Origin of the sequence: Mameliella sp. CS4 (assembly GCF_019392335.1) — a bacterium.
Lineage (GTDB): Bacteria > Pseudomonadota > Alphaproteobacteria > Rhodobacterales > Rhodobacteraceae > Antarctobacter.
In genome coordinates this window covers 49,325-64,618 of record NZ_JAHXRQ010000024.1, presented here as the reverse complement: position 1 = coordinate 64,618, position 15,294 = coordinate 49,325, and the positions used below count along the sequence as shown (strand labels likewise).

16 protein-coding genes are annotated in these 15,294 nt (G+C 66.7%); 5 read left to right on the top strand and 11 right to left on the bottom strand.

Annotated features, from left to right (window positions below):
• Positions 1-77 precede the first annotated feature (77 nt).
• From KZZ07_RS27815 to KZZ07_RS22040, 3 genes are read right to left on the bottom strand one after another with little or no spacing between them, the layout of a single operon-like run.
• Positions 78-206, bottom strand: a complete 129-nt coding sequence (locus KZZ07_RS27815; RefSeq protein WP_255564512.1) for a hypothetical protein — start codon at positions 204-206, stop codon at positions 78-80.
• A complete protein-coding gene (locus KZZ07_RS22045; RefSeq protein ID WP_219517306.1) occupies positions 203-577 on the bottom strand; it encodes a hypothetical protein in 375 nt (124 codons plus the stop codon). Before KZZ07_RS22045 ends, KZZ07_RS27815 begins: the two co-directional genes overlap by 4 nt.
• Positions 578-581: 4 nt before the next feature.
• Positions 582-740 carry a hypothetical protein gene (locus KZZ07_RS22040; RefSeq protein ID WP_219517304.1) on the bottom strand — a complete coding sequence of 53 codons (159 nt, stop codon included), beginning with the start codon at positions 738-740 and terminating at the stop codon, positions 582-584.
• Between the two features lie 89 nt (positions 741-829).
• Between KZZ07_RS22040 and KZZ07_RS22035 the strand changes: the two genes are divergently transcribed.
• Positions 830-1,411: a TetR/AcrR family transcriptional regulator gene (locus tag KZZ07_RS22035; protein WP_219517294.1), complete on the top strand. Its 582-nt coding sequence runs from the start codon at positions 830-832 to the stop codon at positions 1,409-1,411.
• Positions 1,412-1,414: 3 nt separating this feature from the next.
• Here KZZ07_RS22035 and KZZ07_RS22030 read toward each other — a convergent pair whose 3' ends face one another.
• Entirely contained in the window at positions 1,415-1,888 is a 474-nt protein-coding gene (locus KZZ07_RS22030) for a GNAT family N-acetyltransferase (protein ID WP_219517292.1), read from the bottom strand.
• A gap of 218 nt (positions 1,889-2,106) precedes the next feature.
• Entirely contained in the window at positions 2,107-3,480 is a 1,374-nt protein-coding gene (locus tag KZZ07_RS22025) for an FAD-binding oxidoreductase (protein WP_219517290.1), read from the bottom strand.
• A 143-nt stretch (positions 3,481-3,623) separates the two neighbouring features.
• Here KZZ07_RS22025 and KZZ07_RS22020 point away from each other — a divergent pair, with 143 nt between their 5' ends.
• Positions 3,624-5,231, top strand: a complete 1,608-nt coding sequence (locus tag KZZ07_RS22020; RefSeq protein ID WP_219517288.1) for a chloride channel protein — start codon at positions 3,624-3,626, stop codon at positions 5,229-5,231.
• A gap of 10 nt (positions 5,232-5,241) precedes the next feature.
• Here the strand turns inward: KZZ07_RS22020 and KZZ07_RS22015 are convergent, their stop codons facing one another.
• Both KZZ07_RS22015 and KZZ07_RS22010 read right to left on the bottom strand, forming a co-directional pair.
• Positions 5,242-6,612 (bottom strand): DUF2610 domain-containing protein, encoded by a 1,371-nt coding sequence (locus tag KZZ07_RS22015; protein ID WP_219517279.1) that lies wholly within the window; start codon positions 6,610-6,612, stop codon positions 5,242-5,244.
• Between the two features lie 140 nt (positions 6,613-6,752).
• On the bottom strand, positions 6,753-7,736 hold the full coding sequence (locus KZZ07_RS22010; RefSeq protein WP_219517277.1) for an SH3 domain-containing protein: 984 nt from the start codon (positions 7,734-7,736) through the stop codon (positions 6,753-6,755).
• Positions 7,737-7,978: 242 nt separating this feature from the next.
• Between KZZ07_RS22010 and KZZ07_RS22005 the strand changes: the two genes are divergently transcribed.
• Positions 7,979-8,791: a sulfotransferase gene (locus tag KZZ07_RS22005; protein ID WP_219517275.1), complete on the top strand. Its 813-nt coding sequence runs from the start codon at positions 7,979-7,981 to the stop codon at positions 8,789-8,791.
• A 74-nt stretch (positions 8,792-8,865) separates the two neighbouring features.
• Here KZZ07_RS22005 and KZZ07_RS22000 read toward each other — a convergent pair whose 3' ends face one another.
• On the bottom strand, positions 8,866-9,207 hold the full coding sequence (locus KZZ07_RS22000) for a DUF427 domain-containing protein (RefSeq protein WP_219517273.1): 342 nt from the start codon (positions 9,205-9,207) through the stop codon (positions 8,866-8,868).
• Positions 9,208-9,266: 59 nt separating this feature from the next.
• Positions 9,267-11,033 (bottom strand): aminopeptidase P family protein, encoded by a 1,767-nt coding sequence (locus KZZ07_RS21995; RefSeq protein WP_219517271.1) that lies wholly within the window; start codon positions 11,031-11,033, stop codon positions 9,267-9,269.
• 134 nt (positions 11,034-11,167) lie between these two features.
• Here KZZ07_RS21995 and KZZ07_RS21990 point away from each other — a divergent pair, with 134 nt between their 5' ends.
• Positions 11,168-11,620: a hypothetical protein gene (locus tag KZZ07_RS21990; protein ID WP_219517269.1), complete on the top strand. Its 453-nt coding sequence runs from the start codon at positions 11,168-11,170 to the stop codon at positions 11,618-11,620.
• Between the two features lie 163 nt (positions 11,621-11,783).
• Here the strand turns inward: KZZ07_RS21990 and cobT are convergent, their stop codons facing one another.
• Positions 11,784-13,661: a cobaltochelatase subunit CobT gene (cobT, locus tag KZZ07_RS21985; protein ID WP_219517267.1), complete on the bottom strand. Its 1,878-nt coding sequence runs from the start codon at positions 13,659-13,661 to the stop codon at positions 11,784-11,786.
• 121 nt (positions 13,662-13,782) lie between these two features.
• Between cobT and KZZ07_RS21980 the strand changes: the two genes are divergently transcribed.
• Positions 13,783-14,814, top strand: a complete 1,032-nt coding sequence (locus KZZ07_RS21980; protein ID WP_219517265.1) for a hypothetical protein — start codon at positions 13,783-13,785, stop codon at positions 14,812-14,814.
• A 6-nt stretch (positions 14,815-14,820) separates the two neighbouring features.
• On the opposite strand, the gene KZZ07_RS21975 is transcribed toward KZZ07_RS21980, so the two are convergent.
• The gene (locus KZZ07_RS21975; protein ID WP_219517263.1) at positions 14,821-15,195 is read right to left on the bottom strand and encodes a hypothetical protein; all 375 of its coding nucleotides are present in this window, start codon (positions 15,193-15,195) and stop codon (positions 14,821-14,823) included.
• Positions 15,196-15,294 lie beyond the last annotated feature (99 nt).

Below are 15,294 nucleotides of genomic sequence, written 5' to 3'. Positions count from 1 at the left end.
CGTGCCATCTGTGCGTCGCTCAACCAGAAAAGATCAGACATGGTCACCACTCGTTTTCGAACGGTGAATCATGCACGTCAAACCAAATCAATGGGTCCTGACCCTAGCCCCCACATCGTCGAACAAACCCAGGCATAAAAGAAGCCGAAGATCGCCCCGGCAAAGATCAGTGCGGCAAGGCCGGTGGTCCGGGCCAGGGCGGTCATGTCGCTCGGTTCCCTGTTCTGGCGGGGCCTGTCACCAGGCCCAGCAACAGCACGGCACAGGCGGCCTGCGCGGTGATCACGGCGGGCCAGATCATCGGAAACGCCGGGTCGACGTATTTTTGCGGCCCGAAAGAGACCAGCGCGGCAAACGCCGCGAGAGCGGAGAGCGGGCCGCTGGCGCGGGGGTGATCGGCCAGCATGAAACCGGCACTGCACAGGCTTAGCGCGGCACCGAGGAACGGGGCCATCGCGAACAACGGGATCGTCTGCGGCGGATGCGGTGCCACCCCGGCGTAGAGCGCCCCCAACATGACGGTCTGCAGGATAAAGAGCGTGGCGAGTGCGGCACGGCGTGGGGTCTGATCGGGCATCGGATCACACCGGCAGTCTGCGCGCCGCGATGCGGGCGATGGCGTGGCGCAGATTTCCTGCAAAGGCCGCGAAAACCGGGGCGTGTCGGGGGCGCCGCCCCGCTTTCAGGTCCAGTCTGCGGCGATCGTGACTGTCGCAGTAGTCGAAATAGGCATGGGTCATTCTCGGGTCTCCAGGATAAGGCGTACTTATGTGTACGCCTTGCATAAATCCGTACACAAAGATACGGATGGGGTCAAGGGAGAGATGTCATGCGACCAGAGAACAAGGCGGAGCGAGAGGCGCAGATTGCCGAGGCGGCCTATGCGGTCCTTGGGGAAAAGGGCTTTGCGGGATTGTCGATGCTGGCGGTGGCGAAACGGGCCAAGGCCTCGAACGAAACTCTGTATCGTTGGTACGGGGACAAGATCGGGCTCTTCCGGGCGCTGATCCTGCGCAACGCCGAGCAGGTGACGGCGCAGCTGGAGACGCTGCCGGAAAGGGGCGCTGGCCGCGAGGTGCTGGAGGCGCTGGGGGCGGCGCTGCTGGACATGCTGCTGAGCCCGCGCGCCGTGGCGCTCAACCGCGCGGCGGCGGCGGATGCCAGCGATACGCTGGGCGCCGTGCTGGCAGAGGCCGGGCGGGGAACGGTCTTTCCCCGGCTCCTGTCCGTCTTCGAGCGACTTTGCGCAGCGGGTGAGGTTGGCGGGCCGCCGGAAGAGGCGGCCGCGCTCTGGGTCGATCTGCTGGTGGGGGACTGGCAGCTGCGGCTTGTCACCGGGGCGATGCGGGTGCCGGACGCAGCGGCGCGCGCGGCGCGGGTGCGGCGGGCGGCGGATGCGGTGCTGGGCTGAGGCTCAGACGGTGTCGAGCCGGTACTTGCGAAAGGTCTCCTGGCCGTAGGTCGTGTCGCCCAGGTAGTCGGCCCCCATGCGGCGGAGTGCGCCGAGATGTTTGCGCGACGGCGGCAACAGGAAGGTGACGAAGGGGATACGCGGATCGCGCCGCGCCATGTCGAGTGCCTGCCGTGCGATCCGCAGGCCGAGGCCGAAGCGGTCTGGATGCAGCACGAGGCCGAAATCCCATTCCTTGCCTTCCTTCTGGAACCCACCCCATCCGACATAGTCCTCGTCGGCGAGGATGGCCCAGTGACCAAGGCCGTCGCGCTGCCAGCAAGCCTCTTTGGTGGCTACGAATTGCGCCACGGTATCCGAATCCCAGGTGCCGGTCAGCAAAGGCATGTGTTCCGCGACGCGCGGGTCGGACATATGGGCCTGGATCAGCGCGGGGTCGATCTCGGGCAGGCGGGCAAAACGGATGGTCGGGGGCATCGGGGGCGTTCCTGGCGGTTGGTGCCGAAGGGAAAGCGGGTTTGCTCGCTCTGGGCAAGGCCAGGGCAGGACCTGTCACGCGGGAGTGATGTGCCGTGTGTCCTGCCATTTGGCCCGATGGCGGCGGTTGGGCCGGGCCTCCGGGCGCCCCGGCTGCCCGGGCTGCGCCCGCCAGCGGCCCACCCGCCAGCCGCGGCCCGGTTTGCGGTTGCCTGCCGTCAGTTTCCCGGTACTAGCTTGCCCGGGTTCATGATGTTCTGAGGATCGAGCGCGCGCTTGATCGCCCCCATGACCTGCCAGCCCTGCCCATGTTCGGCGGCCATGAAAGGCAACTTGCCGTATCCCACGCCATGTTCGCCGGTACAGGTGCCGCCCAGTTGCAGGGCGCGTTTCGCCATGCGTGCGGCGAGGTCCTTGGCGGTCTGCAACTCGGCGGGCTGGTCGGGGTCGATCAGCAGGATGGCGTGAAAGTTGCCGTCGCCCACATGGCCCAGGATTGGCCCGGGAATTCCGCTGGCGGCAATGTCGGCCTGGGTGGCCTCGACGGCCTCGGCCAGGCGCGAGATCGGCACGCAGATATCCGTGACAACCCCGCGCGCGCCGGGGCGCGCGGCGAGGATGGCGTAATAGCCGTTGTGGCGCATGGACCAGAGCGCGCGGCGTTCCTCTTCGCGGCCCGACCAGCGGAAGGCGCTGCCGCCGTGATCGGCCACGATTTCGGCAAAGCGTTCCGCATCCTGGGCGGTGCTGTCGGGGCTGCCGTGGAATTCGACCATAAGATGCGGCGCCTCGGCCATGTCGGTCCCAGCATAGGCGTTGAAGGCCTTTGCGGTTTCGGCGCAGGCGAATTCGATCCGGGCCATCGGGATCCCCATCTGGATTGTTTCCATCACGCAGGCAGTGGCGGCGCCCATGTCGGGGAAGGCACAGATGCCGGCGCTGATCGCCTCGGGGACGCCGTGCAGGCGGAGGGTGAGTTCCGTGGCAAGACCCAGCGTGCCCTCGGAACCCACCATGAGCGCGGTCAGGTCATAGCCGGCGGCGGATTTGCGGGCGCGGGTGCCGGTGCGGATCACGCGGCCATCGGCCAGCACCACTTCCATCCCCAGCACGTTGTCCCGCATGGAGCCATAGCGCACGGTCGTGGTGCCGGAGGCCCGGGTCATCGCCATGCCGCCAAGCGAGGCATTGGCGCCGGGATCGACCGGAAAGAAGAGGCCCGTGGCGCGCAGTTCCTCGTTCAGCGCCTCACGCGTGACGCCGGGCTGCACCGTCACGTCCATGTCGGCGGGGCGGATTTCCAGCACCTTGTTCATCAGGCGAAAGTCGACGCTGACTCCGCCTTGCAGCGCTTGCCCGTGGCCTTCGAGCGAGGTGCCGGCCCCCCAGCCGATCACCGGCACGCTTTCACGGGCGCAGATCTCGACGATGCGGCGCACCTCTTCGGTGGTGCGCGGATAGGTGACGGCCTGGGGCGGCGTGTTGGGAAAATAGGATTCCGAGGCGCCATGCGCTTCGAGATCGGGCTTGGACAGGCTCACGCGTTCGCCTAGGAGGGTTGTCAGATCATCGATCGCCTGGGCGATGGGCATGGGGGACTCCGGAAAACTGCTCGGGTCACCTTAACCAGTGCCTGCGGCGCGGGAAAGTCACCGGATTGAGGGAGGCCGGATTGCCGAGCCTGCTGCAACAGCAAATGCACAGGATTCGCTCGGGCTTTGGCCGAGGCTGGGACATGTTGCGCCATCGCGGGCCGGGCCAGATCCAGTTCTGGTTCATAGCGCTGGGGCTCGGCGTGGCCTCGGGCCTGGCGGCCATCGCCTTTCGCTTTGCGGTCGAGAGCCTGCAGACGCTGGTCTATGGCACGCCGGATCTGCAGACGCTGCATTCCTTTGCCGAGCGGCTGCCCTGGCTCTGGCTGCTGCTGATCCCGGTCTTTGGCGGCATCACGGTGGGCATCATCCTGCATGTGGCCACGCCGGACGGGCGGGTGCGGTCCGTGGCCGATGTGATCGAAGGCGCGGCGCTGAACGACGGGCGAGTGGAAAAGAAGGCGGGCATTGCCTCGGCGCTGTGTTCCTGGATCACCCTGTCGACCGGGGGCAGCACGGGCCGGGAAGGGCCGGTGGTGCATATCGCGGCCATGTGCGCCAGCTGGATCGCCAACACGCTGAAGGTGGACGGGATCACCGGGCGCGATCTTCTGGGCTGCGCGGTGGCGGCGGCCGTTTCGGCCAGTTTCAACGCGCCCATCGCCGGGGCGCTGTTCGCGCTGGAGGTGATCCTGCGGCACTTCGCCTTGCACGCCTTTGCACCCATCGTGGTGGCCAGCGCGGCGGGCACGGTCATCAACCGGCTGGTCTATGGCGATGTGACGGAATTCGTGCTGCCGGGGACGACGACGGTGGAATTCTACCTGGAGCTTCCGGCCTTCTTCATCCTGGGGCTGGTCTGCGGGCTGGTGGCGGTCATCATGATGCAGTCGGTGTTCTTTGCCGATGATGCGGAAACCCGGCTGCAAAAGAAACTGGGCCTGCCCTATTGGTTGCGCCCGGCGGTGGCGGGACTCTTGCTGGGCGGCATCGCGATCTTCTTTCCGCATATCATCGGGGTGGGGTACGAGACGACAAGCCGCGCGTTGACCGGCGGTCTTCTGATGCACGAAGCGCTGGTTTTTGCGGTGGTCAAGGTCGCGGCCGTTTCGATCACGATGGCGGGGCGCATGGGCGGCGGCATCTTTTCGCCTTCGCTGATGGTGGGGGCGCTGACCGGGCTGACCTTCGGCCATATCGCGACCGGCATTTTCCCCGAGGTGTCCTCGGCCTTCACGCTGTACGCGCTGGCAGGGATGGGGGCGGTGGCGGCCGCCGTCCTGGGGGCACCGATCTCGACCACGCTGATCGTCTTTGAATTGACCGGTGACTGGCAGACCGGGTTGGCGGTCATGGTTTCGGTGTCGATGTCGACGGCGGTGGCCAGCCGCCTTGTGGACCGGTCCTTTTTCCTGACCCAGCTGGAGCGGCGCAACGTGCAGCTGGCGGCGGGGCCGCAGGCCTACCTGCTGGCGATGTTCCGGGTGCAGGGCGTGATGCGCAAACCGACGGACGAGGGCGCGGCGGACGAGGCAACTTGCGCGCAGATGATCGAGGACGGGCTATATGTGCAGGCGGGGGCGACGTTGAAGACCGCGCTGCCGATGCTGGACCGCACCGGGGAACCTTTCCTGCCGGTGGTGACGATGGACACGGGCGAGCCGGTTCTTCAGGGCGCGCTGTTCCACGTCGATGCGCTGAAGGCCTACAACCGGGCCTTGGCGGCCACCGCCGAGGAAGAGCACAGCTGAGGCGGCGGACCTACTTCTGGATGTAGCGCAGCCCGTCGTCGCCGATTTCCTGGCCGGTCAGGTCAGTGTAGCTGGCCCCGGCGGCCCGGGCCATGTCCCAGACCTCGGCAAAGGAGCGGCGCACATCCGGCGGCACGGTGCAGCCACGGGTCTGCGCGATCCAGTCGAATTGCGCATCGGCCATGCCGTGACCGCGCGACCAGTCCCAGACATAGATACCGAACGGGGTCATCTCGCCCGAACAATCGAAGCTCAGGGTGAACCGGCGGATCGTGGCGACGGGGAAATCGGCCTGGAACATGCGCAGCTCTTCTTCCGAGCGGGGCGCCTGGCCCGAAGCGGTCAGAGACTGCTGGACGGCACGGGCGGCCATCAGCCGGTGCACGGGCCAGCCGCTGTCCTCTGACAATGCGGCGCCCGCGGCGCGATCATAGGCCCTGTAGGCAATCGCCAGGGCCTTTTTGTGGTCTTCGGCGTCGTGATGTGCCTGCCAGAGGTCCAGCAGCGCCTGCGCGTCACCCGTGCTGGCAGCCAAGGTGAGCAGGCGCAGCAACTCGCCCGGATCGGCAGGGGCGACGCGCCCGGCGCGGATGTCCAGGGCCAGCCAGCCCGCGGCGCGCGGATCGCCACCCGCAGCGGCCAGCCGGTATTCGACGGCGGCGGCCTCATGGTCGGGGTCGTGCCCGTCCTCGTCGCGCAAGAGCAGCCGCGCCGCATCCAGCCCGGCCACCGTGTCCCCGGCGCGCAGGGAGGCCCTGTACCAGTGCAGCGCCTTGTCGAGATCGCGGGCCGTGCCGCGGCCATTCTCATGCGCGCGGCCCAGCCAGAACATCGCCTGGCCGTCCCCGGCCTCTGCCGCCTGGCGGAAGAGAGCGACGGCCCGGGCATGATCCTGCGGCAGCCCTTCGCCGTCCCAGTGCAGGAACGCGAGGTTCGTCATGGCCATCGGCAATCCGGCCTCCGCCGCGTCGCGGAACAGGGCAATGGCGCGTTTCATGTCCTTGTCGACCCCCCGGCCATCGGCATAGAGCGCGGCGAGGTTGTTGATTGCCAGTGGAAAGCCCGCCTTTGCGGCGCGGTCATAGAGTCGGGCGGCCTCTGCAAACTGGTCATCCGAGGCGTCCAGCGCGCGGGCCAGCTGGTAGACAAGGCGCGGGTTGTCCGGCTTTGCGGCCAGGGCGGCACGGCAGGCGGGAATGGCGAGCTCGGCGTCCAGCTCCTCGAAGGGGACGCCCGGAAAGGGGGCGGGCAGGCCGTTGTCCAGGTTGCTGCCGGCCAGCCGGTGACAGGCCTCCTCCCCGGCCCCTGCGGGCAGGGCGGTGGCGGCCAGCGCCAGTACTGCGGTGGCGGCAAGGCAGAGCCGGTGTCCTGTCGAATCCATGTCGTCCTCGGGCTGTGTCGGCCCAATCCTAGCTGAGCTTCGGCAGAGGGAAAGGTCCGTGATTCCGGTATCCCGGGCAGGGTAAAGGCGGGCCCCTCGGGGTCCGCCTTTGCGGCAAGTCCTTGTGTTGACCGGGCAGGTCAGTCGATCTTGCCGAGGTTTCTCAGAACGCAGAGCTGCCTGTCTTGGCCGGTGCGGCCCAGGCAGGCGGTGACGGCATCGGCGAAATTGTCGTAGGTCTTGCCGTTCTTGCGTCCGCCGTTATGGCCGTAGCGGTCATCGCGGTCCCAGCCGCCGCCCTTGTGATCACCCCGATAACCGTCGTGACGTCCGGCGTTCGGCGGGGCCACATAACCCGGATCGCCCTTGACCAGGTAATCGCCGTGGGCCCAGCCGGTCTTGCCCGACGCGTGGCGCAGAAGGATCCACTTGCCCCGGCGGCCAAGCTCGGTCACGCGGTCGCTCTGGTGCATGGTCATGACCACCGGGTAGTCGGTGCCCGGACCGTTGCGCAGGTTCAGCCCGGCGTATCCCGGTGCGTAGACATAGTAGCTCTGTCCGGCGTGGTCGCGGTCATGCCCGTGGCCCTGACCCTTGCCGGGACCCTTGCCAGGGCCTGCGTGGACCTTGTGGCTCGACAGGAACCGGCGATGCGCGTAACCGACCTTGCCACGATAGAAGACCTTGTACCACTTGCCGTCCTTGTCGAGCACGCGGAGCGAGTCGCCATGCGCCATCTTGGCGATGACATGGTGCTTGCCCGATGGGCCGCTGCGCAGGTTGAGGTGGCCGTAGCGCGGCGCGTCGACCCAGTAGGGCTGTCCCTGGTCGTTGCCGCCATAGTGGCCGCCATGACCGTGGCCGCGCGGACGGTGATCGGTCAGGAAGCGGCTGTGCGCCCAGCCGACACGGCCGGAGACATGCCGCACCTTGACCCATTTGCCGGGGGCGCGCAGCAGTTCGACCTTGCTGGCGTGGGGCATCTTGCCGATCACCTGGTAATGGGTTGAGGGACCGGTGCGCAGGTTGAGGTAGCCGTCACGGGGCGCATCGACCCAAAGGGTCGTGGCCGCCGCCGCGCTGGCGAAGAAAAGTGCCGCAAGAAATGTGAGCAATCTGAGCATGGGTTCGTCCTTTGTTGCCGGAAGCGATGACCCATACCTGGGACATTTCCCTGAAATCAGGCAATTACGGGCGCTTGTTAGAGGATAGCATGTAATGATTTCAGAGGCTTCCGGGGTTCCCTTCGATTTTTCGACTTCGCTTTTTCGGTGGTGGCCTATGCTGTTCACACCTTCCGGCTTGGCCGAACGGGGGGGCTGCGCTAAATCGCAACGCACGCTTTTTGTAAGTGAAAGGTCGACCCGTGACCCGCAACAAGCTGATCCTGGTCGTCGGGGCCGCCCATAGCGGCACAACGATCCTCGATGCCGCGCTGGGCGTCTCGCCGCATGTGGTGGGCGTCGGCGAGGCGTTGCGCCTGACGGAAGGGGGCAATCCCGGCCATCTTGGCGAGGCGGGGGCTGCACGGGTCTGTACCTGCGGGGCGCGGGCAGGCGACTGCCCGCTGTGGTCAGCTTTGATACCGCACCTGACGTCGGGTGTCACAGTCGCCACGCATTTTCCACTGGTCGATGCCGCGGCTCGCGGGTTGTCGTCTGATGTGCAGTATGTCCTCGACAGTTCGCCGAACGCGCTGGATTACCTCGACGCTTTTGGGGCGTTCGACGTGCGGGTCCTGCATGTCACCCGCGATGTGCGGTCCTGGGTGGCGTCGCGCAGGCGCCGCAAGGGGGACAACCTGGTCTCGGCCCATCTGGCATGGCTGCGCACTGTGACCCGGATTGACGCGACGCTGACCAGCAGCGGGTTGCCGCAATTCCGGCTGGGCTATGAGGAACTTGCCTTGCGCCCGCGCGAGGTGCTGGGGATGATCTGCGATTGGCTGGACGTCCGCTTTGGCGAAGGGATGCTGACGCCTTTCGGCAATACTGGCAGCCATATCATCACCGGCAACAGCAGTATCCGAAATCGCCGACTGGCAGCGTCGATCCGCTATGACGGCAGCTGGATGGCCTCGGACGATTTCCCTTTGGCCTCGGCGTTCCTGTCGTCGCTCTGTGCGCGGACCAATCGCAGGCTGGTCTATTCCAACGACTTGCTGAAAAGGCGCGGCTGAGCCGATGACAAAGGCCCCGCGCGCCGGGGCGCACGGGGCCTGAACCCTGCCGAGCCGCAGCCCAGGCTGTGACCTCAGACGTGTTCGACCGCAACACCATCCTGCGGGTAGAAGGCGAGGTGATCCTTGATCTGGGCGACGTCGCTCTTGGGGGCCTCGTAGGACCACACGGCGTTTTCATAGGTCTTCGACTTGGACACGATCGAGAAATAGCTGGCATCGCCCTTGTGCGGGCAATGGGTGCTGTGATCGGTCCGGTCGAGAAAGGCCATCGCGATATCCTCGCGCGGGAAGTAGATGACCGGAGCATGGCCGTCTTCGTGCAGTTCGAGCGCGTTGCCGGTTTCACCCAGCACGGCACCGCCAGCGCGGACAACCCAGGTGCCGGTGGCCGGCGTGATGGTGATGTTGCTCATGTCGTATCCCCCATGTCTTTTCCCCGCATCACAGACACGGGATTTGTAACGTTGTCATGTCAGATGACAGAACATGCGTCCGAGAGCCACTGCCCCGTTGCCGCATCCAGGTGCGGGGTCAGCAGGTCATGCACCCGCCGGTGGTAGGCGTTGAGCCAGTTGCGCTCATCCGCGGTGAGCAGGTTAGGGTCGATCAGCCGCCTGTCTATGGGCACCCAGGTGAGGGTTTCGAACTGCAGCATCTCTGCCACGGTCTGCCCATAGAGCTTGGGCGCCGGTTCCACGGCGATCAGGTTCTCGATCCGGATACCATAGGCGCCTTCGCGGTAGAATCCGGGCTCGTTCGACAGGATCATGCCGGCCTCCAGCGGCACGGTGCCGGTCCGGGCGATGCGCTGCGGGCCCTCGTGGACGGACAGGTAGGCGCCAACGCCGTGGCCGGTGCCGTGGCCATAATCCAGACCTGCCTCCCAGAGGGCGGCGCGGGCAAAGGGATCTATGTCTCGGCCCGCCAACCCCTTGGGGAACCGCAGGCGAGAGATGGCGATCATGCCCTTGAGCACGCGGGTAAAGGCCTCTGTTTCCTCGGCGCCTACGTCGCCGATGGCGATGGTGCGCGTGATGTCGGTGGTGCCATCGACATATTGCCCGCCGCTGTCGACCAGCAGCAGGTCCCCGTCACTCACTTTGCGGTCGGTGTTTTCGGTCACGCGGTAGTGCACGATGGCGCCATTGGGACCGGCGCCCGAGATCGTCTCGAAAGAGATGTCGCGTAGGGCATTGGTGGCGCGGCGTTCCTCCTCCAGCTTTTGCACGATGGCGATTTCGGTCAGGCTGCCCGGCGGTTGCAGGTCCAGCCAGGCCAGGAAGCGTACCATCGCCAGCGCGTCGCGCAGGTGGGCGGCACGGGTGCCTTCCAGCTCGGCGGTGTTTTTGCGCGCCTTGGGCAGCAGGCAGGGGTCGGGCGCCTCTTGCGGGTTGCTCAGCGCCTCGGCCACGGCGACGGGGCAGGTGGCGGGGTCGATCTGGACCTCGCCGTCGAGGGCCGCAAGATCGCCCAGGAAGTCGCCGGGCGCGCGCAGCGTCACCTTGTCGCCCAGGTGGTCGCCCAGCCCGGCCAGCTTGGCCGCGTCCATGTAGAGCGTCACGCGCCCGTCGGCGTGCAGAACGGCAAAGCCATGCGGGACCGGGTTGCGGGGGATGTCGCTGCCGCGAATGTTCAACAGCCAGGCGATACTGTCGGGCAGGGTGATGACGGCGGCCTTGGCGGTCATCTCCCCGGCAAGGCGGGCAATCTTGTCCTCATGCGCTTCACCGGCCAGCTCCAGCGGCTGGGCAAAGACCGCGCCCTGCGGTGGTTCGGGCTGGTCGGGCCAGATGGCGTCGACGAGGTTTCCGACGGGGTCCAGCGTGACCTCGGGCAGCTTGCCCGACAGGGTGCGGTGCTGCTCGACGCTCAGCAGCCAGGGGTCGAAGCCCAGCTTGCCCTTGGGCAGGGCCGCGCCGATCCAGTCGGCCAGCGAGGTTTCCGGCCAGTCGATCTTGTCGAAGTCGCCGGCCACCTGTGCCTTGACCTGCACGCGATAGCGGCTGTCGACAAAGACGGCGGCGCGCTCGCGCAGCGCCACGCACCAGCCCGCCGAGCCGGTAAAGCCGGTCAGCCAGGCCAGGCGGTCGTCCCGGGGGGCGACGTATTCTCCCTGATGCGCGTCGGCGCGCGGTACGAGAAAGCCGTCAAGCCCTGCCTCGGCCAGTTTTTCGCGCAGGGCGGCAAGGCGGGGCGGCCCCTGGTCGGGCGAAGCCGTCTCTGTAAAGCTCTGGAACATGGGTGCCTCCTTTGCGCGCAGAGTAGCCAAAGGCCAGCCTGCCGCAAGATCATGGCTTAGCGAAATCTTATGATTTCTGGGCGCTTGTGGTAGGTTCGTGCCGAAGTGACCTTGCTTGTGGGATAATGGATGTCATGAACTCCGACCTGGCGCGCCGGATCGCGCAGGATGTCCTGGACCGGCAGGGCGAGGTCACTGTGGCCGGCGACCTGTCGGCAACGATGGAGTGGTGCGATCTGCCCTGCGTTCTGGTCAGCCTTGAGGGCGACGTCACCGCCAGGACCGAGGACGAAATGCGGGCGATCTGTGTCGGCTTCATCTCCAGGCTGCGCGAGCTCCGGATCACCCATATGGCGCGGCGCTGCCTGGAGGCGGAGTTCGAGGATGCCGATACGGTGAGGGCAAGCTATGAAACCCGCTATGTCCGCGACGGACACCTCTTGACCGACGCCCCCTATGTCGGGTTGGTCCTGTTGCGGCGCAGGGCGGACCACTGGCGCATCGGGGCCATGCAATTCGCGGTTTCGGGCAGTAGCCCGGCGAATGCGACGCTCTTGTCGTCCGGCCCCGGAGAGGCGGCGGAGTGATCGCCTGCCGCTGAGGGGGCAGGGCTGCCGTGCCGGGCCACAAGAGACGTGAAGGCGCGGCGCTGTCCCCCGGCGGGCGCGCCTGGCCCACGGGCGGGGGCGAGGGGCCAGCCCCTCGCGCTCCCCGGAGTATTTTTCGCCCAAAGAAACAGGAGCGTGGCGCTCAGACCGCGCGTTTGATCCCGGCAAAGCGGGCGCGCGCCCGCGGGTCGCTGTCAAAGAGCGCGGCCAGTTGTTCGGTCATCGCGCCTGCCAGCTGTTCGACATCGGTGATGGTCACGGCGCGTTCGTAGTAACGCGTCACGTCGTGGCCGATGCCGATGGCCAGTAATTCCACCTGGCGCTTGCGCTCGACCATCGCGATCACGTCGCGCAGGTGCTTTTCCAGGTAGTTGGCCGGGTTCACCGAAAGCGTCGAGTCGTCCACCGGCGCACCATCCGAGATCACCATCAGGATCTTGCGCGCCTCGGGGCGGCCCGACATGCGGCGGTGCGCCCATTCCAGCGCCTCACCGTCGATGTTTTCCTTCAGCAGGCCCTCTTTCATCATCAGGCCAAGATTGTCGCGCGTGCGCCGCCAGGGCGCGTCGGCGTGCTTGTAGATGATGTGGCGGAGGTCGTTCAGGCGGCCGGGCTGCTGTTCGCGGCCCGCGTTCAGCCAGTCCTCACGCGCCAGACCGCCTTTCCACGCACGGGTGGTAAAGCCCAGGATCTCAACCTTGACCGAGCAGCGTTCCAGGGTGCGCGCCAGAACGTCGGCGCAGATCGCGGCGATGGAAATCGGGCGCCCGCGCATCGAGCCGGAGTTGTCCAGCAGGAGCGTCACGACCGTGTCGCGGAACTCCATGTCCTTTTCGACCTTGAACGACAGCGGCGTGGTCGGGTTGGCCACGACGCGGGCAAGGCGTCCGGCGTCCAGGATGCCTTCTTCGCGGTCGAATTCCCAGGACCGGTTCTGCTGCGCCTGCAGGCGACGCTGCAGCTTGTTGGCCAGCCGCGACACCGCGCCCTTGAGCGGTTCAAGCTGCTGGTCGAGATAGGCGCGCAGGCGTTCCAACTCGATCGGTTCGGCCAGCTCCTCGGCCGAGATTTCCTCGTCGTGGTCGGTGGAATAGACGCGGTAGTCGGGGTCCGCCTCCGAGATCGGCTGAGGGGCGGGCGGCTCCATGGGGGCCTCTCCCTCGGGCATCTCGGCCTCTTCGCCCAGTTCCTGATCGGCCATGTCATCCATCGTGACCTGAGCCTGGCTGGGGTCCTGCGTCTCTTCCTGGGATTGTTCGGGCGAGGCTTCGGATTCTTCGCCGTCCTCGTCATCCTCGCCGGTCGAATCGGGCTCCTGCTGGTCGTCCTGCTGGTCGTCGACACCCTCTTCCTCGGACTGGTCGTCGAGGTCGGGGTCATCGCCCAGCTGGTCGCCATAGCCCAGGTCGGTGATCATCTGGCGCGCGAACTTGGCAAAGGCCGACTGATCGGCCAGCGTCTCGTCCAGCCGGTCCAGCGTTTCGCCGGCGTGATCCTCCATGAAGCCGCGCCACAGTTCCATGACGTTGGTCGCGTCGGGCGGCAGCTCGCGGCCCGTGGCAAGGTGGCGGATCAGGTAGTTGGCGGCCTGGGGCAGGGGGGCCTCGGCGGCCTCGCGGATCTGGCCATAGCCGCGCCGTGTCGCCTCGGAGGCGATCTTGGCGTCGATATTGCCGGCGGTGCCGGGCATGTCGCGCGCGCCCATCGCCTCGCAGCGGGCGGTTTCCATCGCCTCGTAAAGCTCGCGCGCCATGTCGCCCTGCGGCAGGTAGCGCGAGTGGGTGCCCGCATCGTGATAGCGGTGGTACAGCGCCAGCGCATCCGCCGTGCCGCGTGCCAGCAGCACCTCGTCCCGCGTCATCCGGCGCGAGACCTGCGGCAGGCGCATCGCTTCGCCGGAGACACCGGCGGGATCGACCGAGTAGCTGACCGAAAGCTCCGGGTCGTCGGCCATCACCTTGGTGGCTTCGGCAAGGGCCTTCTTGAACGGATCGGCGGGGTTGTCGCTGGGCTTGTTCATGGCGCTTGTTATCCGTCCTTTGGGCGTCGCCCGCAAGGGGGCGCGGGCTTGGTCCGGGCCGCTTCGTGGGGTAGGATCGACGCATTCCCTGACCCATTCCCGACCCAAGAGGATTTCGATCATGCCGCGCTGGTTTCTTGCCCTTCTGGTCTGCCTGTTGCCCGCCGCCGGGCGGGCCGATGTCACCTGTGCCGAAATGCAGGCTGCGCTGCATGTGCCGCCACCCGTCGGCGCCGTGTCGGAGGACCCGGAAGGCCCGCTTGGTTGCAGCCGCCAGGCGCTGGAGATGTTCGCGCTGAACACGGTGGCGGAGGCCGAGGCGGCGCCGGTGACGGATCTGTCGCAACTGCACGGGGCCTGGCTGGGCGACCTGGTGCTGCCTTACCTGCTGGGCATCACCGTACCGGGGCAAGAGGTGCTGTCCTTTGCCCCGGGTGACGACCCGGACACGGTCAGGGTGACGCAATACTGGATGCGGGCGCTGACCTTGCCGCATTCGCCGCTCTGGTCCGATGAGGGACAATATGTCGGTGTTGCCGCCGAGGCCACGCTGGAACGTGATGGTGACGGCCGGTTCAAGGTGGCCGATTTCGGTGAGTCGCTGCGCTATGGCACGCTGCGCTTCGAGGATCCGCGATCCTATGACCTGATGGTCAAGGCGCAGCTCAACCATTTCGAACTGCCGTTTTCGCTGGGGAGGTCGGCGGATGTGCTGGTGCTGGACGGTGCGCTGCGCGATCCGACCACGCGTGATCCGCGTGCCTACAAACGCACTTATACCCGCATTGCGCCCGAGGCGGCAGAGCTGGCGCTGGCCACGGTTCTGTCCTTCGAGTTGAGCCAGGCCCGCTACATGGATTGCCTCGCCCACCAGATCACCGAGGGGCACGGGCCTTTGTTCGACGCGCTGGGAGAGGGCGGCTTGCCGTCGCTGGAGCGTTTCGTGCGGCGGACCATCGGCGACGGCATCCGGCGCGACCGCCTGGCGCGGGATCTGCGGGCTGCCAAAGACAAGGCCCGGCGCGACGCGCTGAAAGCTGAGATGAAAGAGACGATGGACGCCTTCGTGGTGCGGATCAAGGACCCGGCCTATCGCGATTTCGTCACCCGCTTTGCCCAAGGCACTGACGGCCTCTGCCCGGATTATTTCTAGGTCGGTTCAGCCAAGCAGCAGGGCAGAGCAGGGTCGCATGGCCTGGCGTGCCGCTGCGGCGGCCCGGCGCTTGCGCTCGGGATCTGTGTGGAACGTGGCGATCTGAAGCAAATGCGCCTGCGCCATCTTGGCCCGGATGCGCATGTCGAGGATCTGCGGGCCCGGCAGGCCAGATCGGGGCGCGACCGTGTCCAGCAGTATTTCGAACATCGCGCGGCGGTCCTGCTCGACCTCTGCCCCGCCGCCAACCAGCCAGCGGTGCTCCATTTCCGCCGAGGCGCGGCCCAGGCAGACTGCGAAAACCTTTGTTCTTTCCCGTGGCACGTCGGTCAGAGCCGCCAGGGGCGTGGCGAGGATGCAGGAGAGGCCGAAGAGGCCCATGAATGTTTTCATACCGCCCATGATTTGAGATTCGTAGCAGAATTTACGCACAAAAATAGGGCGAAATGAAAACTTTTGGTGGCGCAGGGGGGGCGTCCT

Bases quoted from the DNA above. Each gene is read 5' to 3' on its own strand.
- KZZ07_RS27815 (WP_255564512.1), bottom strand. From the start codon at position 206: ATGACCGCCCTGGCCCGGACCACCGGCCTTGCCGCACTGATCTTTGCC.
- KZZ07_RS22045 (WP_219517306.1), bottom strand. From the start codon at position 577: ATGCCCGATCAGACCCCACGCCGTGCCGCACTCGCCACGCTCTTTATC.
- KZZ07_RS22040 (WP_219517304.1), bottom strand. From the start codon at position 740: ATGACCCATGCCTATTTCGACTACTGCGACAGTCACGATCGCCGCAGA.
- KZZ07_RS22035 (WP_219517294.1), top strand. From the start codon at position 830: ATGCGACCAGAGAACAAGGCGGAGCGAGAGGCGCAGATTGCCGAGGCG.
- KZZ07_RS22030 (WP_219517292.1), bottom strand. From the start codon at position 1,888: ATGCCCCCGACCATCCGTTTTGCCCGCCTGCCCGAGATCGACCCCGCG.
- KZZ07_RS22025 (WP_219517290.1), bottom strand. From the start codon at position 3,480: ATGCCCATCGCCCAGGCGATCGATGATCTGACAACCCTCCTAGGCGAA.
- KZZ07_RS22020 (WP_219517288.1), top strand. From the start codon at position 3,624: ATGTTGCGCCATCGCGGGCCGGGCCAGATCCAGTTCTGGTTCATAGCG.
- KZZ07_RS22015 (WP_219517279.1), bottom strand. From the start codon at position 6,612: ATGGATTCGACAGGACACCGGCTCTGCCTTGCCGCCACCGCAGTACTG.
- KZZ07_RS22010 (WP_219517277.1), bottom strand. From the start codon at position 7,736: ATGCTCAGATTGCTCACATTTCTTGCGGCACTTTTCTTCGCCAGCGCG.
- KZZ07_RS22000 (WP_219517273.1), bottom strand. From the start codon at position 9,207: ATGAGCAACATCACCATCACGCCGGCCACCGGCACCTGGGTTGTCCGC.
- KZZ07_RS21995 (WP_219517271.1), bottom strand. From the start codon at position 11,033: ATGTTCCAGAGCTTTACAGAGACGGCTTCGCCCGACCAGGGGCCGCCC.
- KZZ07_RS21990 (WP_219517269.1), top strand. From the start codon at position 11,168: ATGAACTCCGACCTGGCGCGCCGGATCGCGCAGGATGTCCTGGACCGG.
- cobT (WP_219517267.1), bottom strand. From the start codon at position 13,661: ATGAACAAGCCCAGCGACAACCCCGCCGATCCGTTCAAGAAGGCCCTT.
- KZZ07_RS21980 (WP_219517265.1), top strand. From the start codon at position 13,783: ATGCCGCGCTGGTTTCTTGCCCTTCTGGTCTGCCTGTTGCCCGCCGCC.
- KZZ07_RS21975 (WP_219517263.1), bottom strand. From the start codon at position 15,195: ATGGGCCTCTTCGGCCTCTCCTGCATCCTCGCCACGCCCCTGGCGGCT.